Here is a 22,343-nt window from a genome sequence, read left to right as displayed (position 1 = left end):
AGTGAGAAGTGCTGTTCAACGGCGAAGCCGGTAAATCCCGCCTGGCCTCGCGCATAGAAAGCAGATCCCTCGCTGCGCTCGGGATGACACCAGGATGGCGCTAGGTTCCGGTCTAGCCGCGCGCCTTCCCCAGCGCGCGCCACTGCTCGCGTTCCACCAGCAGGGTACGCGCAAGATCACCATCGGCGACCTCGAACTGCTCGCCGCGGCGCAGGTCCTTGACCGCGACCACGCCCTTGGCCGCTTCGTCTTCACCGCGGATCACCACGAAGCGGATCCCGGCGCGGTCGGCGTACTGCATCTGCTTGCCGAGCTTGCGCGGCTCGAGCTGGGTCTCGACGTTGAGCCCGGCCGCGCGCAGCTGCTGCGACACGCCGAGCGCATGGTCGAGCCCGGCGTCGTCGAACAGGGTGACCAGCACGTCGACCGAACTGTCGGCCGTGGTCACCAACCCCGCCTCGCGCAGCTGCCAGAACAGGCGCGTCAGCCCGATCGAGATGCCCACGCCGGGGAGCTTCGACTTCGTGTAATGGCTGGCGAGATTGTCGTAGCGCCCACCCGAGCAGATCGAGCCGATGCCCGGGTTTGCGTCCAGCGTGGTCTCGTAGACGATACCGGTGTAGTAATCCAGGCCGCGCGCGATCGACAGGTTGATCGCGTAGCGCGACTCCGGCACGCCCAGGGCCTTGAGCCGGTGCAGCACCTCGCGCAGCTCGCCGCGACCCTCCTCGAACAGCGGCGTGCCGCCGCCGAGCGCGTCGAGCTTCGCCAGCGCATCGCCGTGGTCGTTCGAACGCACGCGCGAGAACGCCATCAGCCGATCGATCACCTCGTGCGACAGCGCAAAGCCCTCGCCGGCCAGGGTCGCGCGCACCGCGTCCTCGCCGCGCTTGTCGAGCTTGTCGATCTCTCGCAGCACCGGCACCTGCGCGTCCGCGCCGATGCCCTGCCCTTCGAAATAGCCGCGCAGCATCTTGCGGTGGTTGAACTGGATGGTGAAATCGCCGATATCCAGCGCCTCGAACACCGCGCTGATCACCGCCGGGATCTCGGCGTCGTGGCGCGTGGACAGCGCGTCCTTGCCGATCACGTCGATGTCGCACTGGTAGAACTCGCGGAAGCGCCCGCGTTGGGCGCGCTCGCCGCGGTACACGCGCTGCATCTGGTAGCGGCGGAACGGGAACGCCAGCTCGTGCTCGTGCTCGGCCACGTAGCGGGCCAGCGGCACGGTCAGGTCGAAGCGCAGGGCCAGTTCCGGCAGGCCCTCGGACGCCTTCTCCAGCGCGCCGGTGGACTGGGCGAAATACACCTGGCGCTCGGTTTCGCCGCCGGACTTGGTCAGCAGCACCTCGGACAGTTCGAACACCGGCGTCTCGATCGGCAGGAAGCCGAAGCCCTCGAAGATGCGCCGGATCGTGTCGAGCATGCGCTGGAACGCGATCTGGTCGCGAGGCAGCAGTTCCATGACGCCGGGCGGGGTTCTGGGCTTGATCATGCCTGTCGCGGAAGCCTGGGAAAGACGCCCATTCTACCCGCCGGTGCCGCCGCGCCGGCGCATTGCCCCGCGCGGCGCATCGGGGAGTTGGGACATTTTTTCCGGAGGCCGAACCCGCGCGTACCGGTATCATGGGAAAAGTCTGCGAAGCACGAACCCCATGTCCAGCCTTGCCGTCGGCCGCTGCCGCCACCAGAGCCGCGCCGTCGTTCCCCTCGATTGTGCGCGCTGCGCCGTGCGCGACCTCGCGGTCTGCGCCGCACTGCCGCCGCCGGAAGTCGACTCGCTGGAGCGCTTCGCAAACTCGCTGTCCCTGCAGGCAAACGCCGAACTCGCGCGCAGCGGCCAGCCCTGCAGCCACGTCTACAACGTCACCAGCGGCATGCTGCGGCTGGTGCGCACCTTGCCCGACGCGCGCCGGCAGGTGGTCGGCTTCGCCGTGCCGGGGCACTTCCTCGGCCTGTCCGATGCGCCGCTGCACCGGCACAGCATCGAGGCGGTGGTGCCCAGCCGCGTCTGCGTGTTCGAGCTCGACGCGCTGCGCGACCTGCGCCAGCGCTTCCCCAGCTTCGAGCACACCCTGCTCGAGCGTGCCTGCCGCGAACTCGACGACGCCCACGATTCGATGCTGCTGCTGGCGCGGCTGGCGCCGATGGAGCGCCTGGCCAGCTTTCTGCTGCGGCTGCGCAGGCAGATGCGGATCCGCGACGACGAGCCGAAGATGTCGCTGCCGATGGGGCGCAGCGACATCGCCGATCACCTCGGGCTGACCGTCGAGACCGTCAGCCGCAGCTTCACCCGCCTGCGCGAGCAGGGCCTGATCGCCCTGCCCGACCCGCAGCACGTGGAGATCCTCGACCACGCTGCGCTCGCGGAGTTGGCCTCGGTCCTGCACTGACGCAGGCCGCGCCGCCGGGCCGCGCGCTCATTGCGGATCTTCCAGCGGATGCAGCCGGCCTTCGCGCAGCAGCAGCTCGCGATCCACGGTGCCGGGCGGAAGTGGTGCATGGGTGATGACCAGCACGCTGCGGCCGAGACACCAATGAGGCAGCGCGCGCATCACCGCATCGGCGGTGTCCTGGTCCAGGCCCTCGGTAGGCTCATCGAGCACCAGCAGCGGCGCATCGCGCAGCAGCGCGCGCGCCAGGGCGATGCGCCGCGCCTGCCCCGCCGACACCGTGGCGCCGCCTTCGCCAATCCAGGCCTGCAGTCCGCCCGCGGCCTGCGCCCACGCATCCAGGCGCACGCAGGCAAGCGCCTCGCGCAGCCGCGCATCGCTGGCGTCGGCGCAGCCCAGGCGCAGGTTCTGCGCCAGGGTGCCGGCGAACACCGGCGCCTCCTGCGGCAGCCAGGCCACGCGCGCATGCCAGTCCGCCTGTGCAGCCTCGCGCAGGTCGACCCCGCCCCAGCGCACCGCACCGGACTCCGGGTCCACCGCGCGCAGCGCCAGCGCGGCCAGGCTGCTCTTGCCGATGCCGCTGTCGCCGCGAATCGCGACGCGTTCGCCCGGGTCGATGCACAGCTCCGCGCCATCGAGGATGCGGCGGCCGCCGGGCCAGCCGAAGCGGACCGACTCGAACACCAGCGGCCCGCCCGCGGGCAGCGCGCGCGGATGCGGTGGATCGGCCACCGCAGGGGCCTGGCCGGCCAGCGCGTCGATCCGACGCATCGAAGCGCGCGCCGCCTGCAGCGCCTGCCAGGCCAGCGCCGCACCCGATCCGATCTCGGACAGGGCCAGCGCCGCGAACGCCAGGCCGGCGGCGTGCGCGGGGTCGATCCGCCCTCCCACCACCGCCCCGCAGGCGAACCAGAGCAGGCCGACCCATCCGGCCGCGCCCACTGCGCCATGCATGCCGGTGCCGTCGGCGACCCGCAGCCGCCGCCGGCGTTCGCGTTGCGCCAGGTCCGCGCCCTGCCCCGGCAGCGACTGCAGCCAGCGCCCGGTCGCGTCCATGGCGGCCAGGTCGGCAGCTCCGTCGTACAGCTCGTGCAGGCTTGCGCGAAGACCGGCGCGCACCTGCGCGCGCACCGTTTCCGCGTGCTGCTGCCGGCGCGCCACGCGCCACGGCACCAGCACCGCACTGGCGGCGGCCGTCAGCGCGATCCAGCCGCCCAGCAGGGGATCGAGCACCAGCGCGAATCCGGCCAGCACGAGCGCGGCGAGCGCCAGCGTCAGCAGCGGCCCCAATGCCCGCACCAGCAATCCATCGACCGCATCGATGTCGTCCATCAGCCGCGCCAGCAGGTCGCCGGTGCGCAGCCGCGACAGCTGACCCGGCGAGAGCCCCAGCATCCGCGCGAACAGCCACACGCGCAGGTCCCGCGCGACCCGCAGCGTCGCCTCGTGGCCGACCAGCTTTTCGCCGTAGCGGCACACGATCCGCGCCAGGGTCAGGGCACGGATGCCGGCCGAGGGCAGGAAGAAGTTGAAGCCGCCGAGCACGCCGAAGGTCAGCGCCGCGCCGGTCAGGAACCCACCCGAGACCCCAAGCAGGCCGATGCCGGCGAGCATCGTCGCCAGCAACAGGGCCACGGTCGCCGCAACGGCCAGCCGGTGGCCGGCAAGCACCTGCCATGCGCGGTCACCGCTCACCTGCGCACCTCTGGCGGGACCGCGGCGATCCCGCCCCCGGGCAGCCGCAGCACCTGCCCGGCCCAGGCCATCACCGCCAGACTGTGCGTGGCGACCACCACCGTCCTGCCCGGCGCGAAGGCATCGAGCGCGGCAAGCAGGTCGGCCTCCGTGGCGGGATCGAGGAAGGCGCTGGGCTCGTCGAGCAGCAGCACGTCCGGATCGCGCAGCAGCGCACGCGCCAGCGCAACACGGCGCGCCTCGCCGCCCGACAGCCCCAGGCCGCGCTCGCCCACCGGCGTGTCCAGTCCCAGCGCAAGGTGGCGGGCGAAGCGCCACACCTGCGCCGCCTCGGCGGCGGTCTGCACGGCAGCATCGGTGGCATCGGGATCGCCCAGACGGATGTTGTCCGCCAGCGTGCCGCGGAAGATCCAGGGCCGCTGCGTGGCCAGCGCAATGCGCGCACCGGGCGGCAGCTCGAGCCAACCTTCGGCCGGCGCCAACCAACCGGCCAGTGCCTCGAGCAGGCTGCTCTTGCCCGATCCGCTGCCGCCCACCAGCGCCAGCCGCTCGCCATGCGCCAGCTCGAACGACAGGTCGGCCAGCACCGGCGCATCCGCGCCCGGGTGGCGCAGCGCCAGCCGCGACGCCACGATCGCCATGTCCGTGCGGCGTGCCGCAGGGGGTGCAGGCGTCGTGGGAGGCGTCGCGGCATCCGGAAGAGCGCCCAGCGTCTCTTCCACCAGCGCCGCCGCGGCCAGCGCATTGGCCCGGTCGTGGTAATGCGCGGCCAGCCGCCGCAGTGGCCCGAAGTACTCAGGCGCGAGCAACAGGCAGAACAGGCCGGTATGGAGCAATCCCGCCGGCAGTGCCGGGCCAAAGTCGACCAGGCCGAGGTAGCGGAAGCCGAAGTACATCGCCACCAGGGCGACGCTGACCGAAGCGAAGAACTCCAGCACCGCCGACGAGAGGAAGGCGATGCGCAGCACGCGCATGCTGCCGTCGCGCACCGCGTCCGCAGCTTCGGCCGCCTCGGCCAGTTCCTCACGCCCGCGGCCGTGGATGCGCATCAGGTCCAGGCCACGCAGGCGATCGCCGAAGTGCGCGCCGGCCCGCGCCAGCGCCTGCAGCTGGCCCCGCCCCGCGGCTTCGGCGCCCCAGCCCACCAGCATCTGGAACAGCGGCACCAGCGGCGCGGTCAGCAACAACAGCAGGCCAGCCACCCAGTCGGCCATGAACACGGCCAGCAGCAGCACCGCCGGCACCCAAACGACTTCCGCGCGCGCCGGCAGGTAACCCGCGTAGTGGCCGTCGAGCGCATCGACCTGCGCCATCGACATCTCCACCAGCGCGCCCTTGCGCCTGCTGCGAAGCCACAGCGGCCCGCGCGCGAGGGCCAGTTCCGCCAGTCGCGTGCGCAGCCGCGCCTTCACCTCCTCGGCCACGCTCGCCGCCGCGCCCTGCGCAAGTCGGGCCAGCACTATGCGCAGCAGCATGGCCGCCAGCAGCACCGCAAACGGGCCCGTCAGCGCCGGCGGCGCGATCCGCTCGATGAAGACCGCCTGCCCGATCGTCGCGATCGCCCAGGCCTGCGGCCACAGCAGCCAGCCCGCGAGCACCGTGCAGGCCAGCGACCTGCGATGCGTCGCGCGGACCGGCGCGAGCTGCGCGTCCAGCCAGTCCACGCGGCGCTTGCGTTCTGCCGGCGCGGGCCCGGCAAGGGAGGCGTTCATCGCGTCTCGGAAACAACGGAAGCGCGCAGTATGGCGGCCGTGGCATGGGCGCGACGCGAGAAGCCGGAGCCGATGTCCGGGCCGTCTTTCCAGCTCCGGAAACAGGAAGGCCACCCGCAAGGGTGGCCAACTGCTTGAATCAATTGGTCGGGGAGACAGGATTCGAACCTGCGACCTCTACGTCCCGAACGTAGCGCTCTACCAGACTGAGCTACACCCCGACAGGTGAGCCGCATATTCTAGTGATCCCGATGCCCGGCAGGCAAGGGGTTGACGCGGAGGCGTCATTTGAGCTGGGCGAGGATCTCGTTGGCGTGCTTGTCCATCAGCCCGCCCGACGACCCCGCCGCGGTGGCATTGGTCGAGGTCACCTCGAACGAGGCCACCTGCGTGCCGTTGGCCTCGACGACCCGCACGCGGCTGATGATCTTGTCGCGGCCGGCCATCGCACCGGCCCAGAAGCGCGCGCCGTCCGAGCGCAGGTAGAAGTGGGTCAGCGCCACCTCGATCCTGCGTCCGGTGGTGCCCGGCACGAACAGCCCGGCGTCCCTGAGCGTGCGCTGGATGGTCCGGTCCAGCTCCGCGATCGCCGCGACGTCATCACCGCCCTGGTTCTCGAAGACATAACCATAGGGGCCGGCAATGGCCGCGGCCGGCGCCTGCAGGACCGCACTTGTGGTCGAACAGGCGACCAGCGAGAGGCACAGTACGAACGCGGTGACGACCTGTCTCATGCGGATGCCTAGCCTGGAAACAGCCGGCAGCATACATAGGTTCGCGTCGCAGCCAGGTGCGGGCGCGGGCCTTGACAGCCCCTTGCAGCCGCTGCGGCATCATGCGCCGCAAGCGGACGACCGCCGATCGACACGGAGCCGTATCTGGACACGGGTCTCGCCATGCACGCGCACTGGGCCGCATTGCCGCGACACTTCTACCGCCGCCACCCTGCCCTGGTGGCGCCGGAACTGTTGAACAAGATCCTGCTGCGCGATGACGGCCGCGCCGCGCGCATCGTCGAGGTCGAGGCGTATGCCGGCAGCGAGGACCCCGCGGCCCACTCGTTCCGCGGCATGACCGCGCGCACCGCCACCATGTTCGGCGAGCCGGGCCATCTGTACGTCTACTTCACCTACGGCATGCACTGGGGCAGCAACGCGGTGTGCGGCGACGTCGGCCAAGGCATGGGCGTGCTGCTGCGCGCCGCCGAACCGCTGCAAGGCGTGGAGGCGATGCGGCAATTGCGCCCGGCCGCGCGTCGCGACCGCGACCTCGCCAGCGGGCCTGGCAAGCTGTCCCAGGCGTTCGGCATCACCGGCGCGCTGGACGGCGCCGACCTGGTCACGGCCGACAACGGCATCGCCATCGTCAGTGACGGCATGCCGCCGCCGCAGGATCCGGTCGTCGGCCCCCGCATCGGCATCAGTCGGGCGGTGGAATTTCCGTGGCGCTGGCACGTGTCCGGCAGCAGCCACGTGTCGGTCCGGGCATCCACTACGGGCCGGCGCGCGCCAAAGGTTTGAAGGGCGCCACGTCCGATGCCCGCGCCTCGCCATATCAGGCTGGCGGCACGCACAGCCCTGCCAGTGCCTGGCGGATGTCGTCGCGCCGATACGGCTTGCCCAGCAGCGGCACGTCGCGGAAGCGCTCGGGAATCCCTTCGGCGCCATAGCCGGTGCTGAACAGGAACGGCACCCGCCGGGCGCGCAGCTCGTCGGCCAGGGGGAACGAGGCCACGCCACCCAGGTTCACGTCGATGATCGCGGCGTCGATCCGCGGCAACGTGGCGACCATTCGCGTTGCTTCGTCCAGGCTGCCGGCACTGCCGGCCAGCGCGTAGCCCAGGTCCTCGACCATATCCTCGAGCAGCATCCGGAGCATGGCCTCGTCCTCGATCAGCAGGACGCGGCAGCCTGCACTGACCATCGTTCCCCATCTCCCGTGCGACCATCGGATCGTGCGTGGCGCCGATCCACCGGCGGCCTGGAGCTGGATGCTACTACGCCGCGCATCGCCACCGCGCCAGCATCGCGCGCGACGCGCAACCTTGACGGCCGCTTCACTTTCGCAAGCCTAATTTGACAACCCGGCGGAGAGAAGACCACATGCAGTCGGTGCAGGACGAGACGACCACGCACGAGCTGGAAGATCCATCACGTCAGTTCGCCCTGCTCCTCAACTCCGTCACCGATTACGCCATCTACATGCTGGACGCGACCGGGCATGTCCGCTCCTGGAACCCCGGCGGCGAACGCATCAAGGGCTACCGTGCGGAGGAGATCGTCGGCAGCCACTTCTCGCGCTTCTATTCAGTGGAGGACGCCGCTGCCGGCCTGCCCGAACGCAACCTGCACACCGCCCACGTGGAGGGCCGCTACGTGGGCGAAGGCTGGCGCCTGCGCAAGGACGGCACGCGCTTCCACGCCAGCGTGGTGATCGACCCGATCCTGGAGGACGGCCGGCTGCTCGGTTTCGCCAAGATCACGCGCGACATCACCGAGCGCTACGAGGCGGAACTGCGCCTGGAGCAGGCACGCCATTCGCTGCTGCAGTCGCAGAAGATGGAGGCCATCGGCAAACTCACCCTCGGGCTGGCCCACGACTTCAACAACCTGCTGACCATCATCATCAACAGCCTGGATGTCATCGACGGCCGTGTCCGCGACGAACGCGTCTCGCGCACGGTGGAAACCGCGCTACGCGCCTCCGAGCGCGGCGTGCTGCTGTCCAGGCAGCTGCTGACATTCGGCCGCGGCCAGAACCTCGCGCCCGAGCGGCTCGATGTCAACGGGCTGATCGGCAGCTGCGAGGAGCTGCTGCGGCGATGTGCCGGCGACCCGATCGAGTTGACCGTCGAACTCGCCGACGGGCTGCCCGAGGTCGACGTCGACGCCGGCCAGCTCGAGGCCGCCCTGCTCAACCTGGTGAGCAACAGCCGCGATGCAATGGTGGGCGGCGGCCAGATCCGCATCCGGACGTTCCTGCGCCAGGGCCCGGACCCGCTGCTGCCAGAGGACGGCGACGCGCGATTCGTGTGCATCGAGGTCGCGGACACCGGCCCGGGTATCCCGGCCGAGAACCAGACGCGCGTGTTCGAGCCGTTCTTCACCACCAAGGAAGTCGGCAGGGGCAGCGGCCTGGGGTTGAGCCAGGTGTTCGGTTTCGCCTCTCAGTCCGGCGGCGGCGTGGAACTGACCAGCACGCCGGGCAATGCGGCGATCCTGGTGATTCGCCTGCCTGTCCCGGAGGCGGAATGAGCGCCTCGACGACACTGCATGTGCTGTTCGTGGAGGACGAGGACGACCTGCGCCTCATCATGGAAGGCGCGCTCGCCGACCACGGTTACGAGGTCACGATGGCCCGAAACGGACGCGAGGCGCTGGAACAGCTCCAAGGTGAGCACAGCTTCTCGCACGTGGTCACCGACGTCAGCATGCCCGAGGGCGTTTCCGGGCTGGCGGTCGCGGCCGAAGCGCTGCTGCAGCAACCGCGGCCGCGCGTCGTGGTGGCATCGGGTTACCAGCGCTCGCAGCTTGAGCACCTGCCCGAAGGCGCGCATTTCCTGTCCAAGCCCTACCGCATCAGGCAACTGCTTGCCGCACTGGACGGCTGAGCGCGTGCCACAACGCGGCGCGCTTCAGCATGGTGAATCCACTGATCGCCGCTCGCACGCCACCTTGACGCGAAGTGGCGCAGCCTCGCGCCACCTCGGCATTGGGCCGAGGCAGGAGACCACGACATGCGTGACAGCGAAGACACCCAGCGTGAACCACAGGACCGCGGCAACCAGGAGCGCCAGCAGGGACAGCAGCAGCCCGGGCGCGACGAAGAAGAGTAACGCCCTCCCCCATGGCGTGATGCCCGGAGAGCGCCCCGCAAGGGCCCTCTCCGCGTTTCGCTACCAGGCCTGCAACTGCTTGGCGCAATGCGCTGCACGCTCAGTCCGGATCGCCCGCAAACAGCCCGGCCTGTGCAGGCGGATACACCAGCAAGTCGCCATCGGGCCGCGCATCCGGATGCAGGACGTGCTGCTGGACCTGACCGGCCCCGAGGATGTGGACGACCTCCACCCCGCGGTGCACGAGCAGGTCCGAGATCAGCCGCCGGTGGCACCGCCACCACACCGCTTCGGCACACATCAGCGCAGTGGGTCGCGCCTTCGCGCTTTCCAGCGCGAACCCGAGTCCTTCGGCGAATTCGGCGCTGCGCAGGTGATCCGCATACCCCTGGAATGCGGCGTTGCGCCAGGCGCCGTTGGGCGATCCTGCGACCGGCCTGCGGCGCCCGCCAAGCTGCGGCAGCCAGTGGTAGTGCAGACCCGCCGCCGGCAACTGCACGGCCATGGCCTCACTGGCAAACCAGGGATGGCGCCTGGACCCTGGAAAACGCCGCACATCCACCACCGCCTCAAGCCGGTGCGCGGCCAGCAGGCCCATGAACTCGTCCCAGGTCCGGGTCGAATGCCCGATCGTCCAGATGGACTGCGCCGGGGGATCCCGGTGCCCTTCGGAGGTGGAATGTCCAGGCATGGCAGCGCTCGGGGAAGGTGCGCCATTACACCGCGCAGTGCGTCGTCGCGACGTCGTTGCATTGCGGATGCATTACCCCAGCCGGTCCAGCACCTCGACAAGCTCCGGCACCAGCGGCGCATTGAGCACATACGGTGCCTGCCCGCCTTCGAGCGCGAACTCCAGCGATGCCGCGTGCAGGAACAGGCGCCTGAGCCCAAGCTGCTCGCGCAGGCGCTTGTTGACTTCGGCGTCGCCGTACTTGTCGTCGCCCGCGACCGGATGCCCGATGTGCTGCGCATGCACGCGGATCTGGTGGGTACGGCCGGTCTCGATCCGCACCTCGCAGTAGGAATGCCCGCCGCGCCGCTCCAGCACCCTGAAATGGCTCAGCGAAGCCTTGCCCGCCGGGTTGACCTGCACATGCCGCTCGCCGCCCTGGCGCAGGCCGACGTGCAGCGGCGCGTCGACGCTCATCACCCCGTCGGGCATGCGCCCGGTCAACAGCGCCAGGTAGCGCTTGGCGATGCCCCGGGCCTGCACCGACGGATCCTCGCGCAGCAGCGCCTGCAGCTCGCGCAGCGCCGAGCGCTTCTTGGCGATGATCATCAGCCCCGAGGTGTCGCGGTCAAGCCGGTGCACCAGCTCCAGCGGTTGCCCCGGCCGCAGCGCCCGCAGCGTCTCGATCACGCCGAAGCTGATCCCGCTGCCGCCATGGCTGGCCACCCCGGTGGGCTTGCTGATCGCCAGCAGGCGCGCGTCCTCGAACACGATGCTGGCCGCCATCGCCTCCAGCAGGCCCTTGGCGGGCGTGCCCTTGTCTCCAGGTTGCTCGAGACGGACCGGCGGAATCCGCACCTGGTCGCCTTCCTCCAGGCGCGTCTCGGGCTTGGCCCGTCCGCCGTTGATCCGCACCTGGCCGCTGCGCACGATCTTGTAGACCAGCGACTTGGGCGCCCCCTTGAGCTGGGAGAGCAGGAAGTTGTCGAGCCGCTGGCCGTCGCGCTCGCCGTCGATCTTGACGGTGCGCACGCCGCCGCTGGGGGGTAACTGGATGTCATTCATTCTCGGGCTTTATCTGCTACACTCGGCGGGCGAGATAAGGTGCTGATTTCGCTGGAAGATCACGGGTCGAAAGCCCTCCTTCCGCGAGGTCCGTGCCAGTACGCGGCCACCGCCCCCGGGGCGGCCATGTTAGCGGCTGGACGGCAGTCCCGGACATCGCCTGTTGCCACGGCAGCGGTGCTGAACATGTCCCGTGCGGCGCAAGCGCCGGCCCGAAAGGCCGCCGCGAAGCAGCCGCCGGCCCCGTAACACTCTTTTTGATATTGAAGCGCTCCCGCGGTCCGCCGTGGTGTCGTAGCGCTGGAAACCCGGGATCGCCGCTGCGCTTGCGCGGCTGGCGGCCAACCGAAGCTCCAGGCGAAACGCCCCGGCGTTCCGCGCGCCTGTCCACGCTCGACGAGAGCGCGGCAGCGGCAAGCGCGAGGAAACGCAAACCATGAAGCGAATGCTCATCAACGCCACGCAGGCCGAAGAACTGCGCGTGGCGATCGTCGACGGCCAGTCCCTGTATGACATCGACATCGAACAGCCGTCCCGCGAACAGAAGAAGTCCAACATCTACAAGGGCCGCATCACGCGGCTCGAACCGTCCCTCGAGGCGGCCTTCGTCGAGTACGGCTCGGAACGCCACGGCTTCCTGCCGCTGAAGGAAATCTCCCGCGACTACTTCCAGGCCGGCGCCGACCACCGCTCCGGCAACATCAAGGAACTCCTGCGCGAGGGCCAGGAGGTCGTGGTCCAGGTCGACAAGGAAGAGCGCGGCAACAAGGGCGCCGCGCTGACCACGTTCATCTCGCTGGCCGGCCGCTACATGGTGCTGATGCCCAACTCGCCGACCGCCGGCGGCGTCTCGCGCCGGATCGAGGGCGACGACCGCGCCGAGCTGAAGAAGGCGATGGACGTGCTGGAAATCCCCGACGAGATGGGGGTGATCATCCGCACCGCCGGCGTCGGCCGCGACTCCGAAGAGCTGCAGTGGGACCTCGATTACCTGCTGAGCATCTGGCGCGCGATCGCCGAGGCCGCGCTGAGCAAGCCCTCGCCGTTCCTGATCTACCAGGAATCGCGCCTGATCACCCGCGCCCTGCGCGACTACATGCGCGCCGACATCGGCGAGATCCTGGTCGACACGCCTGAGATGTACCAGGAGGCGAAGGAGTTCGTCGAGCAGGTGATGCCGCACAACCTGCGCAAGCTCAAGCACTACACCGACGACGTGCCGCTGTTCAACCGCTACCAGATCGAGTCGCAGATCGAGAGCGCCTACGAGCGCACGGTGCGCCTGCCCTCGGGCGGCGCGCTGGTGATCGACCAGACCGAGGCGCTGACCGCGATCGACGTCAACTCCGCGCGCGCCACCAAGGGCGCCGACATCGAGACGACCGCGTTCAACACCAACCTGGAGGCGGCCGAAGAGGTCGCGCGCCAGATGCGCCTGCGCGACCTGGGCGGCCTGGTGGTGATCGACTTCATCGACATGGACTCGAGCAAGCACCAGCGCGAGGTCGAGAACAAGCTGCAGAACGCGCTCAAGTACGACCGCGCGCGCGTACAGCTGGGCCGGATCTCCAAGTTCGGCCTGATGGAAATGAGCCGCCAGCGCCTGCGCGCCTCGCTGGGTGAATCCAGCCAGATCGTCTGCCCGCGCTGCGAGGGCCATGGCCGCATGCGCAGCGTCGAATCGCTGAGCCTGTCGATCATCCGCGTGGCTGAAGAGCACGCCATGAAGGACAACACCGGCCAGGTGCTGGTGCAGGCGCCGGTGGAGATCGCCAACTTCCTGCTCAACGAAAAGCGCGGCGCGCTGGCCGAGATCGAGCAGCGCCACCGCGCACCGATCGTGATCGTGGCCGACGAGCAGTTGCACACGCCCCACTACGAGGTGACGCGCCTGCGCGATAACGAGCTCAGCGAGGAAAGCGCGCGCCCGAGCTACCAGCGCGGCACGCCGCGCAAGGTGGCGACCATCACCTTGAACAAGAACAACCTCAACATCCCGCCGCCGGCCGTGACCAACGTGCGTCCTTCGCAGCCCGCGCCCGTGCGCGAGCCGCAGCCGGAAGCGGCACCGGCACCTGCTCCAGTGGTTCCGGTGGCTGCGGCCGCCGCGATCGCGGCGCCGGTCGCCGCTGGCGGACTGGTCGGCTGGTTCCGGCGGATCTTCGTCGGTGAGCCGGCCGCAACGCCGGCAGCGGCTTCGCGTGCGGCGCAGCCGTCGCAGCGCGGCGAACGCAACGACCGCGGCAACCGGGGCGAGCGCGGCGACCGCGGCGAGCGCAACGGCAGCCGTCGCGACCAGCGCCAGGGCAAGCCCGCGCGCCGCGAAGGCAGCAACGGGCAGGGCCCGCAGAAGGAAGCGCGCCAGGCGCAGCCCGCACGTGGCCAGCAGCCCGCCAGGCAGGCGCAGGCGGGCGAGGAGCAGGTGCAGTCTCAGTCGCAGCCACAGCAAAAGAAGGCCGCAAAGCAGCCCAGGGCACGGCAGCCCAGGGCGGTCGAAGCCGTCGAACCCGCGACGAATGCGCCGTTCGAGGCGCCAGTGACGCCGTTGGACGCGCCTGTCGTCGAGCCGATCACACACGCACACCAGGCCGATCCGGCTGCAGCACACGAGCCGGCGATTGTCGCCAGCGAAGCTGTCGCTGCAGCGACCGCCAACGGCGCGGATGAGAACGGCGAACACGCTTCGTCGAACGGCGAGGAAGGCACGGGTGCCCGCCGCCGCCGTGGACGTCGCGGTGGTCGTCGCCGTCGTCGCGGTGCCGGCGAAACCGCAGGACTTGCCGATGGCCTCAACGATGATCTGGGCCAGGACGGCGAAGACGGCGAGGATGAGGGCGAGGACGAGGCAGTCGCGACGCCGCAGGCACAGCGCGCGCAGCCGGAGTTCGAGTTCGACGAGCCCGGCGCACCGTCGCAGGCTGCGTTCGCAGCGGTGAAGCCGGAGCCTGCGCCGGAACCCGCCACGCGCGAACCCGTCGCGAATACCGTTGACGAGGCGCAGTCCGCGGCAGTGGCCGCACCGGCCGCAGAGCGGCCGATGCCGGTCGAGGCCGCGTGGCCGTCGCCCAGCGCCGAAACCGCCCCCGCAGTCGCCGCAGTCGCCGCTGCCGACGACGACGCTCCCGACGACGCGCAGGACACCGCGCCTGCCGTTGATACGGTAGCCGTCGCCGCAGTTGCGGATGTGGCACCAGCGGTGGAGCGGGAAGCTGCCGCCACTGCCGTGGATGTCGCACCGGCCGTGGATCGGGAAGCTGTCGCCGCTGTCGCGGATGCCACACCGGCCGTGGTTCCGGAAGCTGCCGCTGTGGTTGCAGATGCGGCACCGGCTATCGCTCAACCGGTCATCGCCCCGCAGGTCATCGCGCCCGTTGGCGACGACGCGGGTCCGGATTTTGCCACGGCTCAGGACACCGCCACGCAGGCGACGCCCGTGGCAGCGGAACCGGCACAGGCCGCGGCGATTGCCGTCGGGCAGGCACAACAGGACGATCAGCGTGCACCCGGTCTGTTCGACGCGCCCGCCCCTGCTCCGCTTGCGTCCGCAGTGCAGGATGCTTCGCCTGCCGATGAAGCCGCCGACGCGATCGACGAAGCCTCCGCTTCGCAGGACGAAGACAGCGGCGAGAGCGCCGGCAGCCGCAGCGCCTGATCGTCCGCTGCAACGGTGTTCCCTCGCAGGTGCTAGATCACCTGCGAGGGATCCACCAGCCCGTAGCGACTGGCGACCCGCGCCAGCGCGATGTTGTCCTCGATCCCGAGCTTGGCGAACAACCGCGACTTGTGCGTGTTGATCGTCTTCGGACTGAGGCTGAGCCGGCGTGCGATTTCTTCCTGGCGCAGGCCCTGCACCAGCAGCATCGTGATCTCGAGCTCACGCGGCGACAGCTCGTCGAACGGCGTGGCTTCCCCGTCCAGGCCCGACAGCGCCAGCTTCTGCGCGATCGCGCTCGCCAGAAATCGCTTGCCGCGCGCCACGTCGCGTACCGCGCGCACCAGTTCGGCCGAATCCCCGCCCTTGCCGACGTAGCCCGATGCACCGGCCTCGATCAGCTTGCGCGGCATCGGACCGTCTTCCAGCACCGACACCACGATCACCTTCGCGTGCCCGCCCTTGACCAGGCGCTCGGTGATCTCCAGCCCGCTCACGCCAGGCAGGTGCAGGTCACACAGCACCACGTCGGGCCGCAGCTTGCGGATCATCGGCAACGCGGTCTCGCCGCAGTCGGCTTCGCCCACCACTTCGATGTCGGTTTCGGCTGAAAGAATCATGCGCATCCCTGCGCGGACCAGCGCATGGTCATCGACCATGAACACCCGGATCGTCATCCCTGTTCCCCTTGCTCCACCCCTGCGTTGCCGAGGCTAGCGCCATGCGCCACGCGGGCGCAAGCCGCTGCGGCTCCGCATCGGTGCGCTGCGGCCGTCGGGGGCATCTGCATGGCGGTCCGGACGAGCCAACCACGCCCCGCGATTGCGGGATCCAGCCGTCATCGCGGCGAACGCCGGGATCCATTTTGACGGCGGCCGTGTCGCTGAAGATCAACATGGATTCCAGCGTGCGCTGGAATGACTGCTCGACTGCCGCGGAATGGCGGAGAGAGTGGGATTCGAACCCACGGAAGGTTTGACCCTTCGCCGGTTTTCAAGACCGGTGCCTTAAACCGCTCGGCCATCTCTCCGATTTCCAGCGCATCCCAGCCACGGTGCTTGCGCGCCGTCTTCGCCGGTTTGACCAGCGGCTGCGCCGCTGTTCCCTCCGGCCTGCGACCGCCGGGTCAAGACCGGTGGCTTAAACCACTTGGCCATCTCTCCGGATTTGCGCCTGCGCAACACGGCGCTTGCGCGCGTATCCGCAGCTCTTGCAAGGCGGCGGTGCGTCGGCCTAGCGCATTGTCGCATGGGCTCCGGCGTCGCCAGCGCGACGCGGTGCGGCGAGGGCCGCGGGCACGCTGCCTTCCTTGCCGCAGCTGCGGCAGTTGAGGCTGGATTCCTCGATCAGCGGCGGCAGCTTCTCGGCCAGGAAATCGATGAACGCGCGCACCGACGGCAGCATGCCGCGACGCGAGGCGAATACCGCGTGCGCAACGCCCTGCGGCAGGCGCCAGTCGGGCAGCACAACTTCCAGCTCGCCACCGCGCACAGCCTCGGCGCACATGGTCTCGGGCAGCATCGTGATGCCGAGGCCCTGCTTGGCCAGCGCCATCAGCATCGGGAAATCGAAGCCCGACACGCGCGCCTTGAGTTCGACGCGGCGAACCTCTCCCTCCTTGCCCTGCAGCTCCCAGCGCTGTCGTCCCTCGTCCTCGCCCATGGTCATGGTGGTGTGTTCGCCCAACTGTTCCGGCGAGGTCGGGCGGCCGGCGCGGTCGAGGTACTTCGGGCTGGCCACCAGCAGTTCCTGTATCTGGCCGAAGCTGCGCATGACCAGGCTGCCGTCGTCGTCCAGGCGCGTGCGCACGCGGATCGCCACGTCGAAGCCTTCGTTGATCACGTCCACGCGGCGGTTGCTCACGTGCAGCTGCACGCGCACCTCGGGATAACGGGCAAGGAATTCTGGCAGCAGCTTGGGCATCAGCTGCTGCGCTAGGCCCACCGGCACGCTGGCCTTGACCACGCCACGCGGCTCGGCGCTGAGCCGGTCCACCACTTCACGCGCGGCGGTGGCCTCGGCCAGCATCGACACGGCGTGGCGGTGCACGCTCTGGCCGACGTCGGTGACGGCGAAGCGCCGCGTCGAGCGCTGCAGGAGGCGCACGCCGAGCTCGTTCTCCAGCTGGCTGATGCGTCGGCTCAGGCGCGACTTGGGGATCCCCAGGGCGCGCTCGGCGGCGGCAAAGCCACCGTGTTCGACCACCATGGCGAAATAGTACAGATCGTTGAGGTCCTGCACTTTAACCTCCCATTTGGAACAATGCGTGATATTTAACGGCATTTATTCCATAAACGCAACAAACTACCGTGTCCTCCTTCGGCAACCGCCAACGAGAGAGGAACAGGATCATGAAACTGCTGCAGCTCGATTCCAGCGTGCTCGGAGAGAACTCGGTCACCCGCCAGCTGACTGGCGCCATCGTCGCACGTTGGCAGGCCGAGGTGCGCGGGCTGGAAGTCCAGGTCCGCGACCTCGAGCGGGACCCGCTGCCGCATCTGTCCGGCGACATCCTCGCCGGTCGTGACGAGCTGGGCGCCGCACGCGGCACGGCCGCGCTGGAGCAGTTCCTGGCCGCGGACGTCGTGGTGATCGGTGCGCCGATGTACAACTTCGGCCCGCCCTCCTCCCTCAAGGCGTGGATCGATCGGATCGCGGTGGCCGGACGCACCTTCCGCTACACCGAATCGGGCCCGGTCGGCCTGGCCGGCGGCAAGCGCGTGATCCTGGCGCTGGCGGCGGGTGGCGCGCACGAGGGACAGGCCACCGACTTCGTCGAACCCTACCTGCGGCAGGTGCTGGGATTCTTCGGCATCACCGACATCGAGACCGTGCGCGCCGATGGCGTGGCGCTGTCGCCGGACCATCGGGCCGCCGCGATCGAGCAGGCGCTCGCCTCGATCCCGGCCGCGATGGCCGCAGCGGCCTGAGAGGCCGTCCATGCCGTTCGGGTGCAGACAAGCCTCGTTCCCAACGCTGAGCTGCAGGGGCAGATCCCTCGCTACGCTCGGGATGACACGTTGGAATGCGCTCGGGACGGGACGTTGGGATGCGTCCGGAATGGGACGTTGGGATGCGTCCGGGACGGCACGTCGGGAGGCAAACTGGCGAAAACCGGTGCAGCTCAGGCGATGCGATCTGCGCCACCCATGTAGGGCCGCAGCACGTCCGGCACGGTGATGGAGCCGTCGGCCTGCTGGAAATTCTCCATCACCGCGATCAGGGCGCGGCCGACCGCCGTGCCGGAGCCATTGAGGGTATGCACCGGCTCGGGCTTGCCGCTGTCGGGGTTGCGCCAGCGCGTCTGCATGCGCCTGGCCTGGAAATCGCCGCAGTTCGAACACGAGGAGATCTCGCGGTAGGTCTGCTGCGAAGGCAGCCACACCTCCAGGTCGTAGGTCTTGCGCGCGGCAAAGCCCATGTCACCGGAGCACAGCAGCATGCGCCGGTACGGCAGGCCGAGGCGCTCGAGTACGGTCTCGGCGCTGCGGGTCATGCGCTCGAGTTCGGCGTCGCTGTCTTCCGGGCGCGTGATCGACACCAGCTCGACCTTCTCGAACTGGTGCTGGCGGATCATGCCACGCACGTCGCGACCGCCGCTGCCGGCCTCGGAGCGGAAGCACAGCGAATGTGCGGTCATGCGCAGCGGCAGCCGCGCGGGATCGAGGATCTCGTCGCGCACGGTGTTGGTGAGCGGGATCTCCGCCGTCGACACCAGGTAGCGGCGGTGCTCGCCCAGCTCGGTGGCGAACATGTCCTCCTCGAACTTGGGCAGCTGCCCGGTGCCCAGCAGGCTTTCGGCGTTGACGATGACCGGGACGTTGGTCTCCTCGTAGCCGTGTTCGCCGGTGTGCACGTCGAGCATGAACTGCGCGAGCGCGCGGTGCAGCCGCGCCAGTTGGCCGCGCAGCACCGTGAAGCGTGCGCCGGAGAGTTTCGCCGCCGTGTCGCCATCCAGCCAGCCGTTGCGTGCGCCGAGTTCGACATGGTCCTTGACCTCGAAGTCGAACGCGCGCGGCGTGCCCCAGCGGTGCTGCTCGGCGTTCTGCGTTTCGTCGGCGCCGACCGGCACCGACGGATCGGGCAGGTTCGGAACGCCCAGCGCGACCGACTCGAGTTCCGCGCGGATCACATCCAGGCGCGCTTCGCTCGTCTTCAACTCGTCGCCCATCCCGGCTACCTCGGCCAGCAGCGGCGCCACGTCTTCGCCCTTGGCCTTCGCCTGGCCGATGGCCTTGCTGCGCGTATTGCGCAGGTTCTGCAGCTCCTGCGTGCGTACCTGGATCTGCTTGCGCTCGTCTTCCAGCGCCTGCAGCCGCTCGACCGGAATTTCAAAGCCGCGCGTGTGCAGCAGTCGGGCGGCGGTATCGGCTAGATGCTGGCGGAGCAGGGTCGGATCGAGCATGGCGGGAGAGGCAGTGCGGGAAAGCGCGATTATCGCCGAGATGCCCGCGCGCTGCCCCGCCGCGTTCGGCGCGATCGGCAGGCTGTGCCAGAATCGGGCCAAACACAGGCCTTTCCCCACGCATGTCGACGCCTCCAGCCCCTGCTCCCGCATCCCGTGGCATCGCCCGATTCCTGCCCTCGGGCCGCGCATGGTGGCTGGTCGGCGGCGCGGTCCTGGCCGGGCTGCTGCTGTTCGCGCTGGTGCTGTCGAACAAGCGCGACGAGTTCGAGTTCTACCGCGCGACGGGTGAGATCATGCCCGGCGCGCCGACCCAGGTCTTCGATCCCCTGCCGGCGCCGCTGCCGGCCGGTGAAAGCACGGCAAGTGGCATGGACACCAATGCGCCAGCACCTGCTGACGCGCCGCGGATCGACCAGCACGGTGCTCCCGCCACCGTCGCCCCGGACTCTGCCGCGCAAACGACCCAGGCGCCGGCAGCTGCCATGGGATCGCGCGAGCCCCGGGCGGTCTCCGCGCCTCCGCCGGACTACCCCTCGGCCGCACTGCGGGCCGGCGCTTCGGGCGACGTGGTGCTGCGCATCGAGGTTCGCGCCGACGGGCGCGCCGGCGAGGTCAGCGTGGTGAGCGGCAGCCGCAACCGTGCGCTCGACCGCGCAGCGGTGCAAGCCGTCCGGCGCTGGCGCTTCGAGCCGGCACTGCGCGATGGTGTGGCGGTGCCTGGCACGGTCCAGCAGACCATCCGCTTCGACGCACCGCGCTGAGCCTCACCCGCCGTTGACGCCGCTGCGACGCTGCCTGCACGCGCCGCGTGGAACTTTGCCAGGGCCACCCGACAGGAATCCCCGGCCATGTCCGACCCGACGCGCGAACCCCCTGGCCCGCCACCGCCACCGCCACCGGACGCCGCCGCACAGGCGCGCCGCCGCAGCCCGCTGCCCTGGATCCTGCTGCTGCTCGCGCTCATCCTGGCAGCGTGGTACTTCATCAGCCGCGGCAACGCGCCACTGGACAGCACCCCGCCGATTGGCGAGACCACGCCGCTGCCCTCGGAGTCACCGGTTTCGGCCCCGCCGGTCACGCGCGAGCGGCCGGCACCCGAACGTGCCCGACCGGCCACCCCGGCCGACCGTGTCGCCGCGCCGATCGACCAGCCGCAGCCGGAATACCCGGCTGCCGCACTGCGCGCCGGCGAACAGGGCACCGTCGTGCTGCGCGTGGACGTGGGGGCGGACGGAAAGCCCACCGACGTGCAGGTGGCCGAGCGCAGCCGTTCGCGCGAGCTGGATCGGGCCGCGCAGCGTGCCGTGCGCGACTGGACCTTCCAGCCGGCCATGCGCAATGGCAAGACGGTCGCCTCGGTGGTCCAGGTGCCGGTCGATTTCACCATCGACACGCCGTAGCGCGCGCCAGGCGCCGGGTCTTCCGAAGCGTCTGTAGGAGCGGCTTCAGCCGCGATCGATGCATCAGCCCCATGCCAGCGTGGCGGGGCATCGCGCCACGCCAGCATCGATCGCGGCTGAAGCCGCTCCTACAGCTCAGGCCGGGCGCAGGCCGAATCCCGCACCAGTGGCCAGCGCTTCGAACCCGGGGAACGAGGTCGCCACGTTGGCCACGTCCCCGATGCGCACCTCGCCCTGCGCCAGCTGCGCGGCGACGGCGAAGGACATGGCGATGCGATGGTCGCCATGGGCCTGGACGCTGCCGCCGCCGAGGCGGCTGCCGCCGCGGATGATCGCGCCATCTGGCGATTCTTCGACCTGCACGCCGAGCGAGCGCAGCCCCGTCGCCATCGTGGCGATGCGATCGGACTCCTTGACCCGCAGTTCGGCCGCGCCGCGCACCACGGTATCGCCCTGCGCGCAGGCGGCAGCCACGAACAGCACCGGGAACTCGTCGATCATGTCGGCGACATGCGCTTCGGGCACTTCGATCCCGCGCAGCGGCGCGTGGCGCACTACCAGGTCGCTCACCGGTTCGCCGCCCTGTTCGCCCGCGGGATGCTCGACGATGTCTGCGCCCATCAGGCGCAGCACGTGCAGCAGGCCGGTGCGGCGTGGATTGACGCCAACGCGCTGCAGCCGCAGTTCCGAACCCGGCACCAGGCTGGCGGCGACGATGAAGAATGCGGCGGAAGAGAAATCAGCGGGCACCACGATGTCGCGCGCCTGCAGGCGATGGCCACCCTGCACGCTGGCGAAGCCCGGCGAGAACTCGATCGGCCAGCCCAGCGCCTGCAGCATGCGCTCGGTGTAGTCGCGGGTCGGGTGCGGCTCGCGCACGGTGGTCGTGCCTTGCGCGTACAGCCCGGCCAGCAGCAGCGCGGACTTGACCTGCGCGCTTGCCACCTCGGTCTCGATGTCGATGCCCTGCAGCGCGCTGCCGCCGTGGATGCGCAGCGGCGGCACGCCGCCCTCGCCGGTATCGATGCGCGCGCCCATGCGCGCCAGCGGCACGGTGACGCGGCGCATCGGCCGCTTCGACAGCGAGGCATCGCCCACCAGTGTGGTGTCGAAGGACTGCCCGGCCAGCAGGCCCGCCAGCAGGCGCATGCCGGTGCCGGCGTTGCCGCAGTCGAGCGGCCCGTCGGGTGCGCGCAGGCCGTCGATGCCCACGCCGTGCACGATGCGGCTGCCGGCCTGCGGCGTCTCGATGCGCACGCCCATGCGGCGGAAGATCGTCTCGGTGGCGCGTGCGTCCTCGCCTTCGAGGAAGCCGTCGATGCGCGAGGTGCCGTCGGCGAGCGAGGCCAGCATGATCGCGCGGTGCGAGACCGACTTGTCGCCCGGCACCGCCAGCTCGCCGTGCAGCGGCGCGCCCTTCGATGCGATCCAGTCCATATCCGTGCCGCTGCTCATTGCATCTCCCCGTGCAGGTCAATCATTGGTGTGTGCGTGCGCGCCTCGCGCCGACGCG

General features: G+C 70.0%; 19 protein-coding genes and 2 tRNA genes. 8 read left to right on the top strand and 13 right to left on the bottom strand.

Annotation, left to right across the window (positions count from 1 at the left end; translation table 11 throughout):
- Positions 1-112 precede the first annotated feature (112 nt).
- Complete coding sequence (gene hisS / locus ACW5EG_RS07025; protein WP_457018066.1) at positions 113-1,495, bottom strand: histidine--tRNA ligase; 1,383 nt, start codon at positions 1,493-1,495, stop codon at positions 113-115.
- A gap of 235 nt (positions 1,496-1,730) precedes the next feature.
- On the opposite strand from hisS, the gene ACW5EG_RS07020 reads away from it, so the two are divergent.
- Positions 1,731-2,393, top strand: coding sequence for a Crp/Fnr family transcriptional regulator (locus tag ACW5EG_RS07020; protein ID WP_457021414.1), 663 nt, complete (start codon positions 1,731-1,733; stop codon positions 2,391-2,393).
- A 27-nt stretch (positions 2,394-2,420) separates the two neighbouring features.
- Here ACW5EG_RS07020 and cydC read toward each other — a convergent pair whose 3' ends face one another.
- From cydC to ACW5EG_RS07000, 4 genes are all read right to left on the bottom strand, one after another.
- Positions 2,421-4,088, bottom strand: coding sequence for a thiol reductant ABC exporter subunit CydC (gene cydC / locus ACW5EG_RS07015; RefSeq protein WP_457018064.1), 1,668 nt, complete (start codon positions 4,086-4,088; stop codon positions 2,421-2,423).
- Complete coding sequence (gene cydD, locus ACW5EG_RS07010) at positions 4,085-5,800, bottom strand: thiol reductant ABC exporter subunit CydD (protein ID WP_457018063.1); 1,716 nt, start codon at positions 5,798-5,800, stop codon at positions 4,085-4,087. The genes cydC and cydD overlap by 4 nt, the downstream gene beginning before the upstream one ends.
- A 144-nt stretch (positions 5,801-5,944) precedes the next feature.
- Positions 5,945-6,021 (bottom strand) — tRNA-Pro (locus ACW5EG_RS07005).
- Between the two features lie 63 nt (positions 6,022-6,084).
- Positions 6,085-6,534: a DUF4410 domain-containing protein gene (locus tag ACW5EG_RS07000; RefSeq protein WP_457018062.1), complete on the bottom strand. Its 450-nt coding sequence runs from the start codon at positions 6,532-6,534 to the stop codon at positions 6,085-6,087.
- Positions 6,535-6,696: 162 nt separating this feature from the next.
- On the opposite strand from ACW5EG_RS07000, the gene ACW5EG_RS06995 reads away from it, so the two are divergent.
- The gene (locus ACW5EG_RS06995) at positions 6,697-7,320 is read left to right on the top strand and encodes a DNA-3-methyladenine glycosylase (RefSeq protein ID WP_457018061.1); all 624 of its coding nucleotides are present in this window, start codon (positions 6,697-6,699) and stop codon (positions 7,318-7,320) included.
- Between the two features lie 34 nt (positions 7,321-7,354).
- On the opposite strand, the gene ACW5EG_RS06990 is transcribed toward ACW5EG_RS06995, so the two are convergent.
- A complete protein-coding gene (locus ACW5EG_RS06990) occupies positions 7,355-7,723 on the bottom strand; it encodes a response regulator (RefSeq protein WP_457018060.1) in 369 nt (122 codons plus the stop codon).
- A 179-nt stretch (positions 7,724-7,902) separates the two neighbouring features.
- Between ACW5EG_RS06990 and ACW5EG_RS06985 the strand changes: the two genes are divergently transcribed.
- Complete coding sequence (locus ACW5EG_RS06985) at positions 7,903-9,054, top strand: two-component system sensor histidine kinase NtrB (RefSeq protein WP_457018059.1); 1,152 nt, start codon at positions 7,903-7,905, stop codon at positions 9,052-9,054.
- Positions 9,051-9,410, top strand: coding sequence for a response regulator (locus ACW5EG_RS06980; RefSeq protein ID WP_457018058.1), 360 nt, complete (start codon positions 9,051-9,053; stop codon positions 9,408-9,410). The genes ACW5EG_RS06985 and ACW5EG_RS06980 overlap by 4 nt, the downstream gene beginning before the upstream one ends.
- 325 nt (positions 9,411-9,735) lie before the next feature.
- Here the strand turns inward: ACW5EG_RS06980 and ACW5EG_RS06975 are convergent, their stop codons facing one another.
- Both ACW5EG_RS06975 and ACW5EG_RS06970 read right to left on the bottom strand, forming a co-directional pair.
- Positions 9,736-10,326 carry a DUF488 domain-containing protein gene (locus tag ACW5EG_RS06975; protein ID WP_457021134.1) on the bottom strand — a complete coding sequence of 197 codons (591 nt, stop codon included), beginning with the start codon at positions 10,324-10,326 and terminating at the stop codon, positions 9,736-9,738.
- A 72-nt stretch (positions 10,327-10,398) separates the two neighbouring features.
- Positions 10,399-11,370, bottom strand: a complete 972-nt coding sequence (locus tag ACW5EG_RS06970; RefSeq protein WP_457018056.1) for an RluA family pseudouridine synthase — start codon at positions 11,368-11,370, stop codon at positions 10,399-10,401.
- Between the two features lie 436 nt (positions 11,371-11,806).
- Here ACW5EG_RS06970 and ACW5EG_RS06965 point away from each other — a divergent pair, with 436 nt between their 5' ends.
- Positions 11,807-15,022 (top strand): Rne/Rng family ribonuclease, encoded by a 3,216-nt coding sequence (locus ACW5EG_RS06965; protein ID WP_457021133.1) that lies wholly within the window; start codon positions 11,807-11,809, stop codon positions 15,020-15,022.
- A gap of 32 nt (positions 15,023-15,054) precedes the next feature.
- On the opposite strand, the gene ACW5EG_RS06960 is transcribed toward ACW5EG_RS06965, so the two are convergent.
- The 3 genes from ACW5EG_RS06960 to ACW5EG_RS06950 form a co-directional block, all read right to left on the bottom strand.
- The gene (locus ACW5EG_RS06960; protein ID WP_457018054.1) at positions 15,055-15,699 is read right to left on the bottom strand and encodes a response regulator; all 645 of its coding nucleotides are present in this window, start codon (positions 15,697-15,699) and stop codon (positions 15,055-15,057) included.
- Between the two features lie 263 nt (positions 15,700-15,962).
- Positions 15,963-16,052: transfer RNA gene (locus ACW5EG_RS06955), tRNA-Ser, on the bottom strand.
- 203 nt (positions 16,053-16,255) lie between these two features.
- On the bottom strand, positions 16,256-17,263 hold the full coding sequence (locus ACW5EG_RS06950) for a LysR family transcriptional regulator (RefSeq protein ID WP_457018048.1): 1,008 nt from the start codon (positions 17,261-17,263) through the stop codon (positions 16,256-16,258).
- A 110-nt stretch (positions 17,264-17,373) separates the two neighbouring features.
- Between ACW5EG_RS06950 and ACW5EG_RS06945 the strand changes: the two genes are divergently transcribed.
- Complete coding sequence (locus ACW5EG_RS06945) at positions 17,374-17,952, top strand: FMN-dependent NADH-azoreductase (RefSeq protein WP_457018047.1); 579 nt, start codon at positions 17,374-17,376, stop codon at positions 17,950-17,952.
- A gap of 194 nt (positions 17,953-18,146) precedes the next feature.
- On the opposite strand, the gene serS is transcribed toward ACW5EG_RS06945, so the two are convergent.
- A complete protein-coding gene (serS, locus tag ACW5EG_RS06940; RefSeq protein ID WP_457018046.1) occupies positions 18,147-19,427 on the bottom strand; it encodes a serine--tRNA ligase in 1,281 nt (426 codons plus the stop codon).
- A 122-nt stretch (positions 19,428-19,549) separates the two neighbouring features.
- Between serS and ACW5EG_RS06935 the strand changes: the two genes are divergently transcribed.
- Both ACW5EG_RS06935 and ACW5EG_RS06930 read left to right on the top strand, forming a co-directional pair.
- Positions 19,550-20,191, top strand: a complete 642-nt coding sequence (locus ACW5EG_RS06935; protein WP_457021132.1) for a TonB family protein — start codon at positions 19,550-19,552, stop codon at positions 20,189-20,191.
- Positions 20,192-20,278: 87 nt separating this feature from the next.
- Positions 20,279-20,830 (top strand): energy transducer TonB, encoded by a 552-nt coding sequence (locus tag ACW5EG_RS06930; protein ID WP_457021131.1) that lies wholly within the window; start codon positions 20,279-20,281, stop codon positions 20,828-20,830.
- Between the two features lie 135 nt (positions 20,831-20,965).
- Here the strand turns inward: ACW5EG_RS06930 and aroA are convergent, their stop codons facing one another.
- Positions 20,966-22,285, bottom strand: coding sequence for a 3-phosphoshikimate 1-carboxyvinyltransferase (gene aroA, locus ACW5EG_RS06925; protein ID WP_457021130.1), 1,320 nt, complete (start codon positions 22,283-22,285; stop codon positions 20,966-20,968).
- Positions 22,286-22,343 lie beyond the last annotated feature (58 nt).

It is taken from the genome of Luteimonas sp. A611, from assembly GCF_054072715.1.
Note: the sequence above shows the minus strand (reverse complement) of the source record. Positions and strands in the feature narration are given on the sequence as shown.

Bases quoted from the DNA above. Each gene is read 5' to 3' on its own strand.
- serS (WP_457018046.1), bottom strand. From the start codon at position 19,427: ATGCTCGATCCGACCCTGCTCCGCCAGCATCTAGCCGATACCGCCGCC.
- ACW5EG_RS06975 (WP_457021134.1), bottom strand. From the start codon at position 10,326: ATGCCTGGACATTCCACCTCCGAAGGGCACCGGGATCCCCCGGCGCAG.
- ACW5EG_RS06970 (WP_457018056.1), bottom strand. From the start codon at position 11,370: ATGAATGACATCCAGTTACCCCCCAGCGGCGGCGTGCGCACCGTCAAG.
- ACW5EG_RS06945 (WP_457018047.1), top strand. From the start codon at position 17,374: ATGAAACTGCTGCAGCTCGATTCCAGCGTGCTCGGAGAGAACTCGGTC.
- ACW5EG_RS06960 (WP_457018054.1), bottom strand. From the start codon at position 15,699: ATGACGATCCGGGTGTTCATGGTCGATGACCATGCGCTGGTCCGCGCA.
- cydD (WP_457018063.1), bottom strand. From the start codon at position 5,800: ATGAACGCCTCCCTTGCCGGGCCCGCGCCGGCAGAACGCAAGCGCCGC.
- ACW5EG_RS07000 (WP_457018062.1), bottom strand. From the start codon at position 6,534: ATGAGACAGGTCGTCACCGCGTTCGTACTGTGCCTCTCGCTGGTCGCC.
- ACW5EG_RS06935 (WP_457021132.1), top strand. From the start codon at position 19,550: ATGTCGACGCCTCCAGCCCCTGCTCCCGCATCCCGTGGCATCGCCCGA.
- aroA (WP_457021130.1), bottom strand. From the start codon at position 22,285: ATGAGCAGCGGCACGGATATGGACTGGATCGCATCGAAGGGCGCGCCG.
- ACW5EG_RS06980 (WP_457018058.1), top strand. From the start codon at position 9,051: ATGAGCGCCTCGACGACACTGCATGTGCTGTTCGTGGAGGACGAGGAC.
- ACW5EG_RS06965 (WP_457021133.1), top strand. From the start codon at position 11,807: ATGAAGCGAATGCTCATCAACGCCACGCAGGCCGAAGAACTGCGCGTG.
- ACW5EG_RS06930 (WP_457021131.1), top strand. From the start codon at position 20,279: ATGTCCGACCCGACGCGCGAACCCCCTGGCCCGCCACCGCCACCGCCA.
- ACW5EG_RS06990 (WP_457018060.1), bottom strand. From the start codon at position 7,723: ATGGTCAGTGCAGGCTGCCGCGTCCTGCTGATCGAGGACGAGGCCATG.
- ACW5EG_RS06985 (WP_457018059.1), top strand. From the start codon at position 7,903: ATGCAGTCGGTGCAGGACGAGACGACCACGCACGAGCTGGAAGATCCA.
- ACW5EG_RS06995 (WP_457018061.1), top strand. From the start codon at position 6,697: ATGCACGCGCACTGGGCCGCATTGCCGCGACACTTCTACCGCCGCCAC.
- hisS (WP_457018066.1), bottom strand. From the start codon at position 1,495: ATGATCAAGCCCAGAACCCCGCCCGGCGTCATGGAACTGCTGCCTCGC.